Origin of the sequence: Arthrobacter sp. 9AX (genome assembly GCF_902506095.1) — a bacterium.
Taxonomy (GTDB): Bacteria; Actinomycetota; Actinomycetes; order Actinomycetales; family Micrococcaceae; genus Arthrobacter.
This window is the reverse complement of record NZ_LR733293.1, coordinates 4359162-4374350: the sequence shown is the minus strand read 5'-3', so window position 1 is coordinate 4374350 and position 15189 is coordinate 4359162. Positions and strand designations below refer to the sequence as shown.

General features: G+C 65.5%; 12 protein-coding genes and 1 tRNA gene. 5 read left to right on the top strand and 8 right to left on the bottom strand.

What is annotated here, in order from left to right; genetic code table 11:
* Positions 1-34: 34 nt before the first annotated feature.
* Together BACI348_RS20300 and BACI348_RS20295 are read left to right on the top strand one after the other, a co-directional pair.
* Positions 35-1498 carry an amino acid permease gene (locus BACI348_RS20300; protein ID WP_159829586.1) on the top strand — a complete coding sequence of 488 codons (1464 nt, stop codon included), beginning with the start codon at positions 35-37 and terminating at the stop codon, positions 1496-1498.
* A gap of 285 nt (positions 1499-1783) precedes the next feature.
* Positions 1784-5287, top strand: a complete 3504-nt coding sequence (locus tag BACI348_RS20295) for a bifunctional proline dehydrogenase/L-glutamate gamma-semialdehyde dehydrogenase (RefSeq protein ID WP_201298468.1) — start codon at positions 1784-1786, stop codon at positions 5285-5287.
* 90 nt (positions 5288-5377) lie between these two features.
* On the opposite strand, the gene BACI348_RS20290 is transcribed toward BACI348_RS20295, so the two are convergent.
* Together BACI348_RS20290 and BACI348_RS20285 are read right to left on the bottom strand one after the other, a co-directional pair.
* Positions 5378-5695, bottom strand: coding sequence for a hypothetical protein (locus BACI348_RS20290; protein ID WP_159829584.1), 318 nt, complete (start codon positions 5693-5695; stop codon positions 5378-5380).
* A gap of 416 nt (positions 5696-6111) precedes the next feature.
* Positions 6112-6966, bottom strand: coding sequence for a LysR substrate-binding domain-containing protein (locus BACI348_RS20285; RefSeq protein WP_159829582.1), 855 nt, complete (start codon positions 6964-6966; stop codon positions 6112-6114).
* 144 nt (positions 6967-7110) lie between these two features.
* On the opposite strand from BACI348_RS20285, the gene BACI348_RS20280 reads away from it, so the two are divergent.
* Entirely contained in the window at positions 7111-8496 is a 1386-nt protein-coding gene (locus BACI348_RS20280) for an MFS transporter (protein WP_159829580.1), read from the top strand.
* Positions 8497-8561: 65 nt separating this feature from the next.
* On the opposite strand, the gene BACI348_RS20275 is transcribed toward BACI348_RS20280, so the two are convergent.
* Positions 8562-8635 (bottom strand) — tRNA-Gly (locus tag BACI348_RS20275).
* Between the two features lie 29 nt (positions 8636-8664).
* Positions 8665-8856 (bottom strand): hypothetical protein, encoded by a 192-nt coding sequence (locus BACI348_RS20270; RefSeq protein WP_159829578.1) that lies wholly within the window; start codon positions 8854-8856, stop codon positions 8665-8667.
* A gap of 11 nt (positions 8857-8867) precedes the next feature.
* Between BACI348_RS20270 and BACI348_RS20265 the strand changes: the two genes are divergently transcribed.
* Positions 8868-9329 carry an SRPBCC family protein gene (locus BACI348_RS20265; protein ID WP_159829576.1) on the top strand — a complete coding sequence of 154 codons (462 nt, stop codon included), beginning with the start codon at positions 8868-8870 and terminating at the stop codon, positions 9327-9329.
* Positions 9330-9447: 118 nt separating this feature from the next.
* On the opposite strand, the gene BACI348_RS20260 is transcribed toward BACI348_RS20265, so the two are convergent.
* Positions 9448-11133 (bottom strand): CAP domain-containing protein, encoded by a 1686-nt coding sequence (locus BACI348_RS20260; RefSeq protein ID WP_159829574.1) that lies wholly within the window; start codon positions 11131-11133, stop codon positions 9448-9450.
* Positions 11134-11298: 165 nt separating this feature from the next.
* Here BACI348_RS20260 and dcd point away from each other — a divergent pair, with 165 nt between their 5' ends.
* Positions 11299-11874, top strand: coding sequence for a dCTP deaminase (gene dcd / locus BACI348_RS20255; protein WP_159829572.1), 576 nt, complete (start codon positions 11299-11301; stop codon positions 11872-11874).
* A 13-nt stretch (positions 11875-11887) separates the two neighbouring features.
* Here dcd and BACI348_RS20250 read toward each other — a convergent pair whose 3' ends face one another.
* From BACI348_RS20250 to BACI348_RS20240, 3 genes are all read right to left on the bottom strand, one after another.
* Complete coding sequence (locus BACI348_RS20250) at positions 11888-13069, bottom strand: cation:proton antiporter (protein ID WP_159829570.1); 1182 nt, start codon at positions 13067-13069, stop codon at positions 11888-11890.
* Positions 13070-13074: 5 nt separating this feature from the next.
* The gene (locus BACI348_RS20245; RefSeq protein ID WP_159829568.1) at positions 13075-13557 is read right to left on the bottom strand and encodes a cation:proton antiporter regulatory subunit; all 483 of its coding nucleotides are present in this window, start codon (positions 13555-13557) and stop codon (positions 13075-13077) included.
* Between the two features lie 132 nt (positions 13558-13689).
* Positions 13690-15093 (bottom strand): MFS transporter, encoded by a 1404-nt coding sequence (locus BACI348_RS20240; protein ID WP_159829566.1) that lies wholly within the window; start codon positions 15091-15093, stop codon positions 13690-13692.
* Positions 15094-15189: the final 96 nt, after the last annotated feature.

Here is a 15189-nt window from a genome sequence, read left to right as displayed (position 1 = left end):
CCGTGGCGGGGCAGCACCCAAGCAGGAGTTCCTGATGAGCAGTAGAGACATGACCCAGTCGATCATGCGGCGCAAACCCATCGACGACATCGAGGAAGAAAACAAACACAGTGGCCTCTTCAAGTCACTCGGGCTGTGGCAGCTGACGGCGATCGGCGTCGGCGGAATCATCGGCGTCGGCATCTTCTCCCTTGCCGGGCTGGTGGCAGCAGGCAGCGAAGGAACACCCGGGGTGGGGCCCGCGGTGCTGATTTCCTTCCTGATCGCAGGCCTCGCCTCCGCGGCGGCAGCCCTGTCCTACGCGGAGTTCGCCGGCATGATTCCCCGCGCCGGCTCCGCCTACACCTACGGATACGTTGCCCTGGGTGAGGTGATCGGTTGGTTCATCGGCTGGGACCTGCTGCTCGAATACATCGCCATCGTGGCGGTGGTGGCCATCGGTATCTCCGGCTACTTCGACGCGTTCCTCTCCGGCATCGGCATCCACATGCCGGCCTGGATGACGTCCACCGTTGACGAGGGCAAGGGCGGGATCGTAAACATTCCCGCCATCCTGGTCTGCCTGCTGGTCACCTGGATCCTGTCCCGCGGCACCAAGGCCTTTGGCCGGTTCGAACTGGTGGCAGTGGCCATCAAGGTCATCCTGATCCTTTTCATCATCGGCCTGGGTGTCTTCTATATCGACACCAACAACTACAACCCGTTCATGCCCAGCGGCTTCGGCCCGGTCCTGGCCGGCTCCGCCACTGTCTTCTTCGCTGTGTTCGGCTACGACGCCATGAGCACCGCGGCCGAGGAAGCCACCGACGGCAAGAAGCACATGCCCAAGGCGATTGTGCTTTCCCTGATCGTCGCCATGCTGCTCTACGTGGCCGCCACCCTGGTGCTGACCGGCATGCAGAATTACAAGGACATCGATCCCAAGGCCGGCTTCGCCTCTGCCTTTACAGGTGTTGGCCTGCCGGTGATCGCCACCATTATTTCCGTGTTCGCTGTGCTGTCCATCCTCACCGTGATGCTCACGTTCCTCCTGGGCGTTACCCGCGTGTGGTTCTCGATGAGCCGCGACGGGCTCCTGCCCGGCTGGTTCGCCAAGACCGACAAGCACGGCACGCCCCAGCGCGTCACCTGGATCGCCGGCGTCGCATCGGCATTCCTGGCGGGTGTGTTCCCCATCAAGGAAGTGGCTGACCTGACCAACATCGGCATCCTCGCCGCGTTCGTAGTGGTCTGCCTGTCCGTGATCATCTTCCGGTACAAGCGACCGGACGCGCCGCGCACCTTCCGCCTGCCGCTGATGCCGCTGGTTCCGGCCTTCGGCGTCCTCGCCTCCGGCTTCCTGATGCTCCAACTCCATTGGGAGACGTGGCTGCGGTTTGGCGTATGGCTGGTCATCGGCCTGGCGATCTACTTCTTCTATGGCAAAAAGAACTCGCTGATGAACCCCAACAGCCCGCGGCACCAGGAGGTCGTGGAGATGCACCGCCCCCTCGGCTGACCGCCTCCGGGAGACCGGGACGCGCGCTCCCTTATGGCCGCTTTTCCTGCCCCGCGCGCTCCCTTGTAGCCGCCAAACAGCGGACCCCCGCACACACGGTGTGAGCGGGGGTCCGCTGTTTAAGGGGCCATCAGTGAGCGCGCCTTGAGTGCGGTTGGAGGGAGGGACGAATTCATTGGTTTTTCTAACCTGTATTGCTTAGAAAAGATCGCTTTATCTTATGTGAGTGCAGGATCATACTGATGGAGAAGACCTCCTCGAACCACAGGAAAGAACAAGAGAGCCATGACCCACATTGCAATGGAGCCCGGAGTTGCGACCGGAACCGTCCCCACCGTTGACGTTGATGTGCCCCAGGCCCAGGCCCTCGCGAACGAAGCCGTAGCGCTGGTCCGGCACTGGCTCACCGAAGCCGCCAAGGTTCCGGTGGACGCCTCCGCACAGCAGCTCGCCGGTGTGCTGAAGGATCCCAACGGCCTGGAGTTCACTGTCGGTTTTGTGGACGGCGTGGTCCGCCCCGAGGACCTGAACGTGGCCGCCCGCAACCTGGCAGCACTCGCCCCCAAGGTCCCGGCCTTCCTCCCCTGGTACATGCGCCGCGCCGTCCAGCTCGGTGGCACCATGGCTCCGGTCATGCCGCAGGTTGTTATCCCCGTGGCCCGAAAGGTCCTGCGCGAAATGGTGGGCCACCTGATTGTGGACGCCACCGACGCCAAGCTGGGCCCGGCCATCGCCAGGATCCGCAAGGACGGCATCAAGCTCAACGTCAACCTCCTGGGCGAAGCGGTCCTGGGCGAACACGAGGCGTCCCGCCGGCTCGAAGGCACGCACACCCTGCTGGCGCGCCCCGACGTCGACTACGTGTCCATCAAGGTCTCCTCCACCGTGGCCCCGCACTCCGCGTGGGCCTTCGACGAAGCCGTGGAGCACGTGGTAGGGAAGCTCACCCCGCTGTTCCAGCGCGCGGCATCCTTCGCCAACAACGGTGGCAAGGCCAAGTTCATCAACCTGGACATGGAGGAGTACAAGGACCTGGACATGACCATTGCGGTCTTCACCAGGATCCTGGACAAGCCTGAGTTCAAGGACCTGGAGGCCGGCATCGTGCTCCAGGCCTACCTCCCGGATGCGCTCTCCGCCATGATCCGCCTGCAGGACTGGGCCGCCGGACGCCGCGCCAACGGCGGCGCCGCCATCAAGGTGCGCGTGGTCAAAGGCGCCAACCTGCCCATGGAACAGGTGGAATCGTCCTTGCATGACTGGCCGCTGGCCACCTGGGGCAGCAAGCAGGACTCGGACACCAGCTACAAGAGCGTCATCAACTACTCGCTGCACCCGGAACGGATCCAGAACATCCGGATCGGCGTCGCGGGCCACAACCTGTTCGACATCGCCTTCGCCTGGCTCCTGGCCAAGCAGCGCGGCGTGGAATCCGGCATCGAGTTCGAGATGCTGCTGGGCATGGCCCAGGGCCAGGCCGAGGCGGTCAAGAAAGACGTCGGCTCCCTGCTGCTCTACACCCCGGTGGTGCATCCGGCCGAGTTCGACGTCGCCATCGCGTACCTGATCCGCCGCCTCGAAGAAGGCGCGAGCCAGGACAACTTTATGTCCGCAGTCTTCGAGCTCAGCGAAAACGAGGCCCTGTTCGAGCGCGAAAAGCAGCGCTTCCTTTCCTCGCTGGAGGCGCTGGACAACAGCGTCCCGCTGCCCAACCGCCGCCAGGACCGCAGCCTTCCGCCGGCGCCCATGCCCCACACCCGTTTCGAGAACACCCCCGACACCGATCCCTCCCTCCCCGCAAACCGTGACTGGGGCCGGGCCATCCTGGGGCGCGTCCCGGCCTCCACGCTGGGCAACGAATCGGTCAAGGCTGCCTTCATCAACGACGAGGCAACGCTGGACACCGCGATCCAGACCGGCGTTGAGAAGGGCAAAGCCTGGGGCGCCCTGTCCGGTGCCGAGCGGGCCGAAGTCCTGCACCGGGCCGGCGAGGTCCTTGAGGCCCGCCGCGCCGACCTGCTGGAGGTGATGGCCAGCGAAACCGGCAAGACCATCGACCAGGGTGATCCCGAGGTCAGCGAAGCGGTGGACTTTGCCCACTACTACGCGGAGTCCGCGCGGAAGCTGGACGAGGTCGACGGCGCTACGTTTGTCCCGGCAAAGCTCACCGTGGTCACGCCACCGTGGAACTTCCCGGTCGCCATCCCCGCAGGATCCACCCTCGCGGCACTCGCCGCCGGCTCCGCCGTCGTCATCAAACCCGCCAAGCAGGCCGCCCGCAGCGGCGCAGTGATGGTTGAGGCGCTTTGGGAAGCCGGTGTGCCCCGCGACGTGCTGACCATGGTGCAGCTGGGGGAGCGGGAACTCGGCCAGCAGCTGATCTCGCACCCGGCCGTGGACCGCGTGATCCTTACCGGCGGTTACGAGACCGCGGAGTTGTTCCGGTCCTTCCGCCAGGACCTGCCCCTCCTTGCCGAGACCAGCGGCAAGAACGCGATCATCGTCACACCCAGTGCCGACCTGGACCTCGCAGCCAAGGATGTGGCTTACTCCGCCTTCGGCCACGCCGGCCAGAAGTGCTCTGCAGCCTCACTGGTGATCCTGGTGGGCTCGGTGGCCAAGTCCAAGCGCTTCCACAACCAGCTGATCGACGCCGTCACCTCCCTGAAGGTGGGCTACCCCGAGGACCCCACCAGCCAGATGGGGCCGATCATCGAGCCAGCCAACGGCAAGCTCCTCAACGCCCTCACCACCCTCGGCGAAGGCGAAAGCTGGGCCGTGGAACCCGCGAAGCTGGACAACACCGGCCGGCTGTGGAGCCCGGGCGTACGCTACGGCGTCAAGCGTGGTTCCTACTTCCACCTGACTGAGTTCTTCGGCCCGGTGCTCGGCGTGATGACCGCTGACACCCTGGAAGAGGCCATCGACATCCAGAACCAGATTGAGTACGGCCTCACCGCAGGCCTGCACTCGCTCAACTCGGAGGAACTCGGGACCTGGCTGGACACCATCGAGGCAGGCAACCTGTACGTGAACCGCGGCATCACCGGTGCTATCGTGCAGCGCCAGCCGTTCGGGGGCTGGAAGAAGTCGGCCGTGGGCGCCGGCACCAAGGCGGGTGGACCCAACTACCTGGCCGGCCTGGGTGACTGGACCCCTGCCGCCAGCACCGCGGACGCTCCTGTGATCAACCCCGGAGTCCGTCGGATCATCAACGCGGCCGGCGCGGCCCTGCAGCCGGCCGAACTGGAGTCCGTCCAGCGGGCCCTGGCCTCCGATGCGCAGGCCTGGGCCGAGGAATTCGGCACCGCCAAGGACGTCTCCGGATTGAGCGCCGAGCGCAACGTCTTCCGGTACCGGAGCCTGCCCGTCACTGTGCGGCTGTCCGAAGGTGCGCCGCTCGCGCACCTGGTCCGGACGGTGGCTGCCGGCGTCCTGGCGGGTTCGGCACTGACGGTGTCCTCCGCCGTCGAACTTCCGGCCCAGCTGCGCCCGGTGCTGATTGCGCTGGACATCGAAGTAACTGTGGAGTCCGACGCCGGGTGGCTGGCTTCCGCCGAGCGCCTCGCCTCGGCGGGGAAGCTCTCCGGGGCCCGTATCCGGCTGATTGGCGGGGACGCCGCGGCAGTGGCGAAGGCTACCGGCGGACGCCCTGACCTGGCCGTCTACGCACACCCGGTCACGGAAGCCGGACGGGTTGAGTTGCTGCCGTTCCTGCACGAGCAGGCCGTCAGCATCACTGCCCACAGGTTTGGCACGCCGAACCACCTCTCGGATGCCTTGATCTAGTTCATCGCCTGAGGAAAGACAGAAGGCCGGCGGCCACCTTGATGGTGGCCGCCGGCCTTCTGTTGTGCTGTTGGTTGAGCGTGCCGAAACCTAGCCCAGATACCACCCCGGGGGTGTCCAGGTCACCGGGACGTTATGGGCGGAGAACTGTTCGCAGTGGGTGCAGGTGTAGGCGACTTCGCCCAAAGTGGCGACGCTGCCGTCCCGCCGGTATGTGGGCGGGATGTAGGACTCGAGGTAGACAAATTCATCGGTGCGGCACGTGTCGCAGGTAGGCTTGCCTACAAATCCGGTGTCCGTGGTGGCGATGCCGGCGCCAAGCGTTGAGTTGCGGGTGGCCGGCTGGCGCGCAGTGTTGTGCGGGCGCGCGTGGGTTGTGCTGAGATGGGTGTTCCGGGCTGTCGTCATTGGCTGCCTGTCCCGAGCGGCGGAATCCTGGCATAGAGGACCACGCTCGTGTAGTGAACCGGCCAGCTGCTTGACCCTGGGAGATCCAGCATAGGTTATGCGGCGTGCCGCGATCAATGGAAAATGGGCAGGCGGCAGCGCTGATGCCTTTTCCTCATCCGCGGAAAACAAGCCTCTTTGGCGATAGACCACAAGCGTCCGTGCGCTCAGTGGCTGCCATTCCTCCCAGCGGAAGAATTCCCTGAGCTGCATATGATCCGCCTTGCTTCGCCGGGCCGGGACCTAATTCCGAGCCGCCAGTGTCAAAGCAGTTGCCCCGTACGCCGGAGCCGCCATTCCGGTTCCTTGTGCTGCTTTTTGTACTCACGCGAATCCCCCGTTCGTGTGCAAGGTATGCCTCGTCCAGGAGCCTATGCCTAGGCCTCGCGGTTGATGGTCCTTCCCACGATGGACTGCGTCAGGGCGTCGATGACCTCGGAGTTGGCCAGCGGGTTGCGGATCAGTGTGAAGTCGACGTCGCCCACTGCGGGCAGGTCGAAGCGACGCGTGATGATCTTCAGGTCATCCGGCACCAGGGACGACGGCATGACGGCCACCCCGATGCCCGCCCGGACGGCGGCCAGCACGCCGCTGATCTGACGCGTGGTGCACGTGATGCGCCAGGTCCGGCCATGGGACTCGAGTGCGTCAATGGCCAGCTTCCGGCTCAGGCTGGGGGAGGGGTAGGCGATCAGCGGAACCGGGGCCCCTGGTTCGAGCACGGTCTGGTCCTGCCCCACCCAGGAGAAGGAGTCATGCTGCACCACGGTGCCGTCCTTTGCTCCCGCCACCCACTTCACAAAGACGAGGTCGAGCTGGCCGGCGTTGAGCTTCTTGTAGAGCTGGTCGCTCTGGCCCACTGTCAGTTCCAGGTTGATCTGCGGGTAGATCTGCCGGAATTCACGAAGGATCCGCGGCAGGCCGGTGATGGCGAGGTCATCCGCGGTCCCAAAGCGCAGCCGTCCCCGCATGGCGGAGCCAGAGAAATACCGGGCGGCAGCATCGTGCGCCGAGAGGATGTTCCGGGCAAACCCCGCCATGGCATCGCCGTTGTCCGTGAGGCGGACGTCCCGTGTATCCCGGGTAATCAGGACCCGCTTGGCCGCTGTTTCCAGCTTGCGGACATGCTGGCTGACGGTGGGCTGTGCCAGGCCCAGCCGCTCTGCAGCCTTGGTAAAACTAAGCGTTTCGGCCACGGCGAGGAAGGAGCGCAGCTGGGCTGGTTCAAACACTGAGGACTCCAATGGCATGAGAGTGGACGGGGGCCGTATTGCGGTTCGCAATGCGAGTTATAGGGACAATAGGGCTCCATAATTCCTTCGCCCCAGCCTAGCGTTAAGCACATCCCGGACCGACCGCAATTTGAGGACACTCCTGTGGCACCCCCACCGCCGTCATCGGCAACCGTCAGCCAGCCCGTCATCGACTCAGCCACCTCCGCACCACTGCCGGGCCACCACACCCAGCCCCTCGCCGTCGTCCCTGAACGCCTGCCCTGGAGGCACACGTTCATCTCACTGAAGGTGCCAAACTTCAGGATCTTCGCGATCGGGCACTTCATCGCCGTCATCGCCATCTGGATGCAGCGTATTGCCCAGGACTGGATGGTCCTGCAGCTCTCCGGATCCGTGACGGCGGTGGGCTTCACCGTGGCCCTGCAGTTCCTTCCGTCCCTCCTGCTGGGACCGTGGGGCGGGATGATCGCGGACCGGTTCGCCAAGCGGAAGATCCTCATCCTGTGCCAAAGCATGGCCGCGGCCTTGGCGGCCGCGCTTGCCGTCCTCACGCTGACAGGGGTGGTGGAGGTCTGGCACGTCTACGTCATCGCTTTGGTGCTGGGCCTGGTTACGGTGTTGGACCAGCCGGCCCGCCAGGTGTTTGTCAACGAGCTGGTGGGACCGAAGTATCTGCGCAACGCCATCAGCGTCAACTCAACGACGTTCCAGCTGGGCGGACTGATCGGTCCTGCCCTCGCCGGCTGGCTGCTCACCGCGGTCGGAGCGGGGTGGGCGTTTGCGGGCAATGCCGCCGCCTGCTGCTCCACGGTGGCCATGCTCCTGATCCTGCGGAAGGACCAGCTGTTCGTCAGCGCGCCCACCCCCAAGAGTAAGGGGATGTTGCGGGAAGGCCTGAGCTACGCCCTCAGTAAGCCCACCATCTACTGGCCGTGGCTGATGGCGGGGTTCATCGCCGTTTTCGCCATGAGCCTGCCCGTTGTGCTGGCCGCTTTTGCCGACCACGTGTTCGACGTCGGCGCAGGCGGCTACGGGCTGCTGAACGCCCTCGTTGCCCTCGGAGCCCTGGCCGGAGCGGTGGCATCCACCCGGAGGCGGCAGCTGCGGCTTCGCTCCGTGGTGTTCTGCGCCGGGATGTACGGCGCGATGCTCTGCCTTGCCTCGATTGCTCCGTCCATGCCCGTATTCGGTGCCGTGATGGTGCTGTCCGGATTCTGGTGCCTGATGTTCCTGACGGGGTCCAACCAGCTGGTCCAGGTGAGCTCGAACATGGGGATCCGGGGCCGGGTGATGAGCCTCTACATCATGGTGCTGATCGGCGGCCAGGCCCTTGGCGGGCCGATGCTCGGCTGGCTCTCCGAACACGCCAACCCGCACGCCGCGCTGCTGGTGGCCGGGGGAGTGCCGGCGCTGGCCGCCATCACAGTCGCCGTCATCCTGGCGCGAAAGGGATCACTGCTGCTGAGGGTTGACTTGAAGGACCGGCGCCACCCGGTATCCATCGTGAGCAAGGCGGTGACGGCCTAGGCTGGCCACCGAGGCACGTGCGGATACACGTCTCTGGACGGCAGGGCGTATCAGCCCGGCAAAAGTGGAGCGGCTGACGGGAATCGAACCCGCGTATCAAGCTTGGGAAGCTAGCGCTCTACCATTGAGCTACAGCCGCAATGCCCCGTTCCAGGGGCAGAACATAGCTTAGCGCAGATGTGGCGCCGGACCGTCCAGGCGGCGGGTAAGCGGACCGTGTCCGGTCACCGTGGCGTCATCCAGTAACTCTTCAATAACGTCCCCGGCCAGGGCTAGGTAGGGATGCGGAGCGCTGACTAACCTGATCCGGTAGCTGCAGTGCCGGGGGGTGCAGCTGCGCGGCAGGCCGACGTCAACCACGAAAGATCCTGATGGCATTCGCAGAGCATGAGGTCCTCATCCGGCATGACGCCATGGCTGTTTACCTGTACCTGCTCGATGCCACCAATCTGCCGCTGTGGCGCGACGGGGTGCGCAGTGTCAAGCTGACTCAAGGTTCCGCCGGGACCAAGGGCGCCGTGTACCGGAAGATGGTGGAGGGCCGGTCCGGGCTGAGCATTCCCGCCGACCTGAAAATCACTGAGGCAAGGCCAGGGGCCGAAATCCAGTTCCGGGTCACGTCCGGGTTGGGCCAGCGCGCGGGCGGCTACTACCTCAGCTCCGAAGCTTCCGGAACCCGCGTCCGCTTTGCCCTCGAATTCCAGCCCGAGGGCCGGTTCGGGGTCCTCCACAGGCTGGGCTTCCTGAGCAGGCTTGCCCAGCGGAACCTCTGCTCGGAGGTGGCCCAGCTGGAGCGCCTCAATGACATCATGGAGCTACAGCCGGCCGCCTAGCCACGCTGTTCCGGCTCCCCGGCCCTGCTGCCACCCTGCCGGGGCCTTGCTGTGCTGAAGCCCAGCTGATGTGGTCGCCAGCTAATGCGCCTCCAGCCTTACTGGCGGCCCGCCAGTCCTACTGAGCCAGCCGCTGCCCCGTCCAAGGGCCCGGGATGTTCGACGGCGACGCCAGGCTTCCCGAGGTCAGGTCCCAGTACTGCAGGACGTCGTTGGCGCGGCGCAGTGCCAGGCCGGTGGAGTTGAGCGCCGTGACGTTTTTGAGCGGCCGGATGCCCGTCACATCGCCCCACCCGGTGGCAACGGTGGGCCTGGCCTCGGACCGCAGGGCCGTGGTGCCCCAGCCACGGTAGAGCTGGACGGAACCGTCGGCCCGGACCGCCAGCACATCCTGGAACCCGTCGGCGTCGTAATCCACCATGGACAACTCCCGGACGGCGCCCACAGCGCCCACCAGTGCGCGCTCTGAGAGGTCACCCGTGCCCTTGTTCGGATACAGGTAGAGGTTGCCGGCGCCGTCGAGAGCCAGGATCTGGGGCAGCCTGTTGTTGGCGCACCAGCCGCCCACGGCAAGGGTTAGGGTGTCCCATCCGCCGTTCCCGAGGGTAACGGGCGCCTGGAATCCTCCTGTGGCGTTGCCCCGGTGAAGCGTGAGGGTTCCGTTGGTCCACTGCGTCAGGAGATCGAAGGTGCCGTCGCGGTCCCAGTCCGGAGTGAAGACCTCCTTGGCACCGGCGAAGCCTGAGCCGATGACCTTGGCAGCGGCGAACGTGCGCACGCCGGTGGCGGCACGGGCCAGGAGTTGCCCGGTGGAGTCAACTGTTACGAGGTCGCCCGGACCCTTAATGGCCGCGCCGGAGAGGTCCAGGGTGGGCGGCATATGGCGCACGGGTGCATCACACACGCTGGGTGCCGGCGGCGGGAAGGCACTGCCGGAACCCCCGCCGGGGGAATTCAAAGTACCGGCGGGAAGGCTGGTGTAGCCGAAGAAGTTCACCACGCCCCAGATCTTGTACGTGGAGTTTGTGTAGGAGATTCCAGCGCCCATCACGTTGAAGCGCGGATCGAGCAGCATGGCGTTGTGGCCGGGCGATCCCTTCCACCATTCCACCAGTTGGGCGGCGTCCCGGTCCGTGCGGATGGCAATGACTTCGCCGGCGCCGTTGTTGGGATTCATGGCACGGGAGTCGGTCCAGAAGCTGGCGCGGTGCTCAATCACCTCGCGGGAGGCGATATTGTCGGACCATTCCTGCGCCAGCGCCGCCACGGTGGGATGGTACTTCACTGGATTCAGGCCCTTGGACACGCGGTATTCGTTGATCTTGGTGAACACCGTGAGGACTGCCGCCGCGTTGCTGTCAGGGACCAGGGCCTCCGGCGCCGCGAGAGCCTCAGGAACCGCGAGGCGGGTGGCCGGAGGTGAAGCCAGCTCTTCATCCGGAGCCCAGAGCGGAGGGATCCAGGGAACCTCGGCGGCGGCTTCGGTTGGTGGCGCGGGGTCCGCCACCGCCTGGGGGGAGGCTGCAGCAGCGGACGGCTGCGGCGCAGCTTGCTGTTCCACTGCAGGTTGCGGTGCCGGCGTACTGGCCACTCCGGAGGGCGACGCCGGCCTGATGACAGGGTCCACGGCCGGGGTGAGCCGGGACAGGGCTGAGCTGTCGCGCGTGGCCGAGGCCTCGCCGTCTGCTGCCACCGCGGGGCCCAGGGTCACGCCGTGCGGACCCGCAACGGAGGACTGGCCAGCCACCAGCGGCGCGGGAAGGCCGCCCGCGGACGAGGAAACCAGCGCCAATGTACAGAGCACGCCAAGAAAGGCGGGCGCCACTAATTTATTCACAACATCCCCAGCTCTGTTGGGCCATCCGGGAGACCATCCGGCGCCTGAATCACTAGGGCAACATTAGCCCCACTGGGCCACAGCAACAACGAAAGAATGTGGCTGTGATAACCGATACGGTAATTTGGGACGGTGCTGATCTCCGACCGCGACATACGTGCCGAAATTGACTCCCAACGGATCGTGCTTGAGCCGTACGATCCTGCGATGGTCCAGCCGTCGTCGGTGGATGTGCGGATCGACAAGTTCTTCCGCCTGTTCGACAACCACAAGTACGCGCACATCGATCCCGCCGAAGAACAGCCGGAGCTCACCCGCCTGGTGGAGGTGGAACAGAACGAGCCGTTCATTCTGCACCCCGGCGAGTTCGTCCTGGGCTCCACTTATGAGACCGTCACGCTGCCTGATGACATCGCCGCCCGGCTGGAAGGCAAGTCCTCCCTGGGCCGCCTGGGGCTGCTGACGCACTCCACCGCCGGATTTATCGACCCCGGCTTCTCAGGCCACGTCACCCTGGAACTTTCCAATATGGCCACGCTGCCCATCAAGCTGTGGCCGGGCATGAAGATCGGCCAGCTTTGCTTCTTCCGCCTGACTTCAGCAGCGGCGTACCCCTACGGCCAGGGTGACTACGGGAACCGCTACCAGGGCCAGCGGGGACCCACTGCCAGCCGCAGCCACCTGAACTTCCACCGCACAGAGATCTAGGCTTCCTGCGCCGCTAGGCCTTGGCGGCCACTCCTGCCGGCCGCAGCAGCGGCTTGGCCAGGGGCTCAACGTAGCGGGCGGCCAGCGGACCGGTCACTGCCATCAGCAACACGTAGGCAGTGGCCAAGGCCGCGAGCTCGTGCGAAACCGCGCCGGACGCCACGGCGAGTCCGGCGATGACGATCGAGAACTCACCGCGGGCAATCAGCGCCGCCCCGGCGCGAAGGCGGCCGGGACGGGCAATGCCCGCACGCTTGGCAGCCCAGATTCCCGTGGCCATCTTGGTGGCTGCGGTGATGACGGCCAGCACAAGGGCCCAACCGAGCACCGGTGGGATGGAGGTGGGGTCGGTATTCAGGCCGAACGCCACAAAGAAAATGGCGGCGAAGAGGTCCCTGAGCGGTTCCAGGATGCGGGTGGCGTTATGGGCTGTGGCGCCGGAGATGGCGATACCGAGCATAAATGCTCCCACCGCCGCGGACACCTGCATGGCCGACGCCAGCCCCGCCACCAGCAGCGCAGCGCCCAGGACGTTGAGGAGGAAGACCTCGGAGTTTTCGCTGTGCACAGCTTTCGAAACCCGGTGCCCGTGGCGCAGCGCCACCATCAGCACCAGGCTCACCACGGCCAATGCGATGCCGACGGTGGTGAGCCCGCCAAGGAAGCTGACGCCCGCGAGCGTGGCAGTGAGGATGGGCAGGTAGACGGCCATGGCCAGGTCTTCGAACACCAGGATGGAGAGCACCACGGGGGTTTCGCGGTTGCCGAGCCGGCCCAGGTCAGTGATGACCTTTGCCGCGATGCCGGAGGAGGAAATGTAGGTGACGCCGCCCATCACCATGGCGCCGACCCCTCCCCACCCGAGCATCAGGGCAAGCCCGGCGCCCGGGAGGAAGTTGAGGATGAGGTCCAGGACGCCGCCCTGCCACGACCTTCGCAGTCCGGTGAAGAGCTCTGCGGCCGTATATTCCAGGCCGAGCATAAGCAACAGCAGGATGACGCCGATTTCCCCGGAGAGGTGTGCAAACTCGTGCATACCTTCGAGCTTGACCACCCCGCCGGCCCCGAAAGCGAGCCCGCCTAACAGGTAGAGCGGGATGGGTGACATTCCGATCCGTCCGGCCAGCCTGGCCAAGAGGCCGAGGCAGAACACAACGGCCCCCAGTTCGATGAGGGTCAGGGCCAGCGGGTCCACGGCGTCTATCCGTTACGCAGGATATCGGCCGCCGAATCGAGGCCTTCCTGGGTGCCTACAGCAACGAGCAGGTCACCGGTGTGAAGTACGACGTCGGGTCCCGGCGACGGGAGCACCTCGCCTTCGCGCATGATCGCCACAATGGAGACACCGCAGCGGGTACGGATGCAGGCCTTCCCCATGGGCTGGTTCTGGAACGGGGAGCCCGGCGCGATGGAAAATTGCCGGGTGACGATGCCGGGAACATCCTTGTGTTCCTCCGTCAGCTTCATGGCCAGGTGCCGCCCGCCGAGCAGGTTGCCCAGGGTTGCTGCTTCATCTCCCGTGAGGGGGATGGAAGCCTGGCAGGTATCGGGATCATCCCAGGTGGAGACGATGAGTTCCGTCTGGCCTTCCCGCAGCTCCACAACGCCGATCCGACGGCCGGAGGCTGTCATAAAATCCTTCCGCCGGCCAAGGCCCGGAAGGTCCGTTTCATCCACGTTCATGTTTCCAGCCTAGTCTGAGCGGGGCCGATGTGGTGCGGGTGCCGGGAAGTCCGCAGGAAGCCCATGCCGGACCAGAAAAGCGGAAGGGACCAGGCGGCCGGGCCATGGATTGAACCGGCATCAAACGGAGTATCAGGCGGCGGGAACCACGGCGATGGCAGCCTTGTCCGGTGACTTCACCGGCAGCAGGACCAGGAGCCCGGCGAGGAGCACCACCATGATCCCCAAGATCCCCCAGCGCTGGGCTTCCCCGGGCGCCACGAGCGGCGTTGCCACCGTGATGCAGAGGGTGAACAGGGCAGGTGCCAGGAAACTGACGGCCCGGCCCGTGGTGGCGTAGAGCCCGAAGAGCTCGCCGGACTCGCCGTCCGGGGCGAGGCGCGCCAGGTATGCGCGGGACGAGGACTGCGCCGGTCCCACAAACAGGCACAGGAAGAGCCCGAAAATCCAGAAGGTGGTGGACCCGTGCCAATCCATGCCGAAGAAGGAATACTCGCCGTTGCCCAGCACCAGGATGACGGTCCCGGCAATCAGCAGCCCCACCAGGGAACCGAGGATGACTGCTTTGGGTCCCATTTTGTCGTCCAGGAATCCGCCGATAATAGCTCCGATGGCGGCCACCACGTTCCCGAAGATGGCGAAAAAGATCACCTGGGACAGCTCGAAGCCGAAGGTACCCGCGGCGATGATCCCGCCGAAGGTGAACACCGCCGCCAGTCCGTCGCGGAAAACCGCGCTGGCCAGCAGGAAGTAGATGGTGTGCGGGCTCGTGGCGTAGATGGCTTTGATCCGCCGGATCAGCAGGCCGTAGCTGGCCACGATCCCCAGCCGCTGCGCCTGCGGCGTTTTGGGCAGTTCCGGAACGGCGAACAGCACCGGCAGGGCGAAAATGAAGAACCAGAGGGCCGAGAAAACCGCCACCAGCCGGATGTTCAGGCTGTCCTCGGTTGACGCCCCGAACCAGTCGAAACGTGGCTGGACGAACAGCTGCAGGACGATCAGCAGCGCGACAATCCCGCCCAGGTAGCCGGCTCCCCAGCCCAGCCCGCTGACCTTGCCGATGTTCCGGGGCGTAGAGATCTGGGCCAGCATGGCGTTGTAGTTGACCCCGGCGAACTCGAAGAACACGTTGCCCAGGGCGATGAGTGTGACTCCCAGCAGGAGGAACTCGGGCCGGGGGAACACAAAGAAGCACAAGGCAGTCAGGATGGCGACGGCGGCCGTGTTGACTCCCAGCCACAGCTTGCGCCGCCCGCCGGCGTCCGAGCGCTGACCGGTGACCGGGGCCAGCAGGGCGATGGCGAAACCGGCGATGGCCAGCGCCCCGCCCAGGACCGCTGACGCCTGGTCTTCGCCGCCGAAAGCGTTCGAAGTGAGGTACACCGTGAAAACGAAGGTGGTCATCACTGCGTTGAAAGCTGCTGATCCCCAGTCCCAGGAGGCCCACGCAAGGACGCGGCCCTTTCTGGTGGCCTGGTTCCCCGAGGCAAGTTCGGAGGACGGCTGCGTTGCCCCGGGAGCGCTGGCGCTGTTCATACGATGCATCGTATCCGCCGATGGCGAACAGGCGGGGAGCTGAGACCCGTGACACCGGGGAAAGTGGCGGAAGGATACAGCAGCGGAGGAGGAATG

Coding starts and splice junctions, on each gene's coding strand:
- BACI348_RS20290 (WP_159829584.1), bottom strand. CDS start 5,695: ATGACGACAGCCCGGAACACCCATCTCAGCACAACCCACGCGCGCCCG.
- BACI348_RS20265 (WP_159829576.1), top strand. CDS start 8,868: ATGGCATTCGCAGAGCATGAGGTCCTCATCCGGCATGACGCCATGGCT.
- BACI348_RS20300 (WP_159829586.1), top strand. CDS start 35: ATGAGCAGTAGAGACATGACCCAGTCGATCATGCGGCGCAAACCCATC.
- BACI348_RS20295 (WP_201298468.1), top strand. CDS start 1,784: ATGACCCACATTGCAATGGAGCCCGGAGTTGCGACCGGAACCGTCCCC.
- BACI348_RS20240 (WP_159829566.1), bottom strand. CDS start 15,093: ATGAACAGCGCCAGCGCTCCCGGGGCAACGCAGCCGTCCTCCGAACTT.
- BACI348_RS20245 (WP_159829568.1), bottom strand. CDS start 13,557: ATGAACGTGGATGAAACGGACCTTCCGGGCCTTGGCCGGCGGAAGGAT.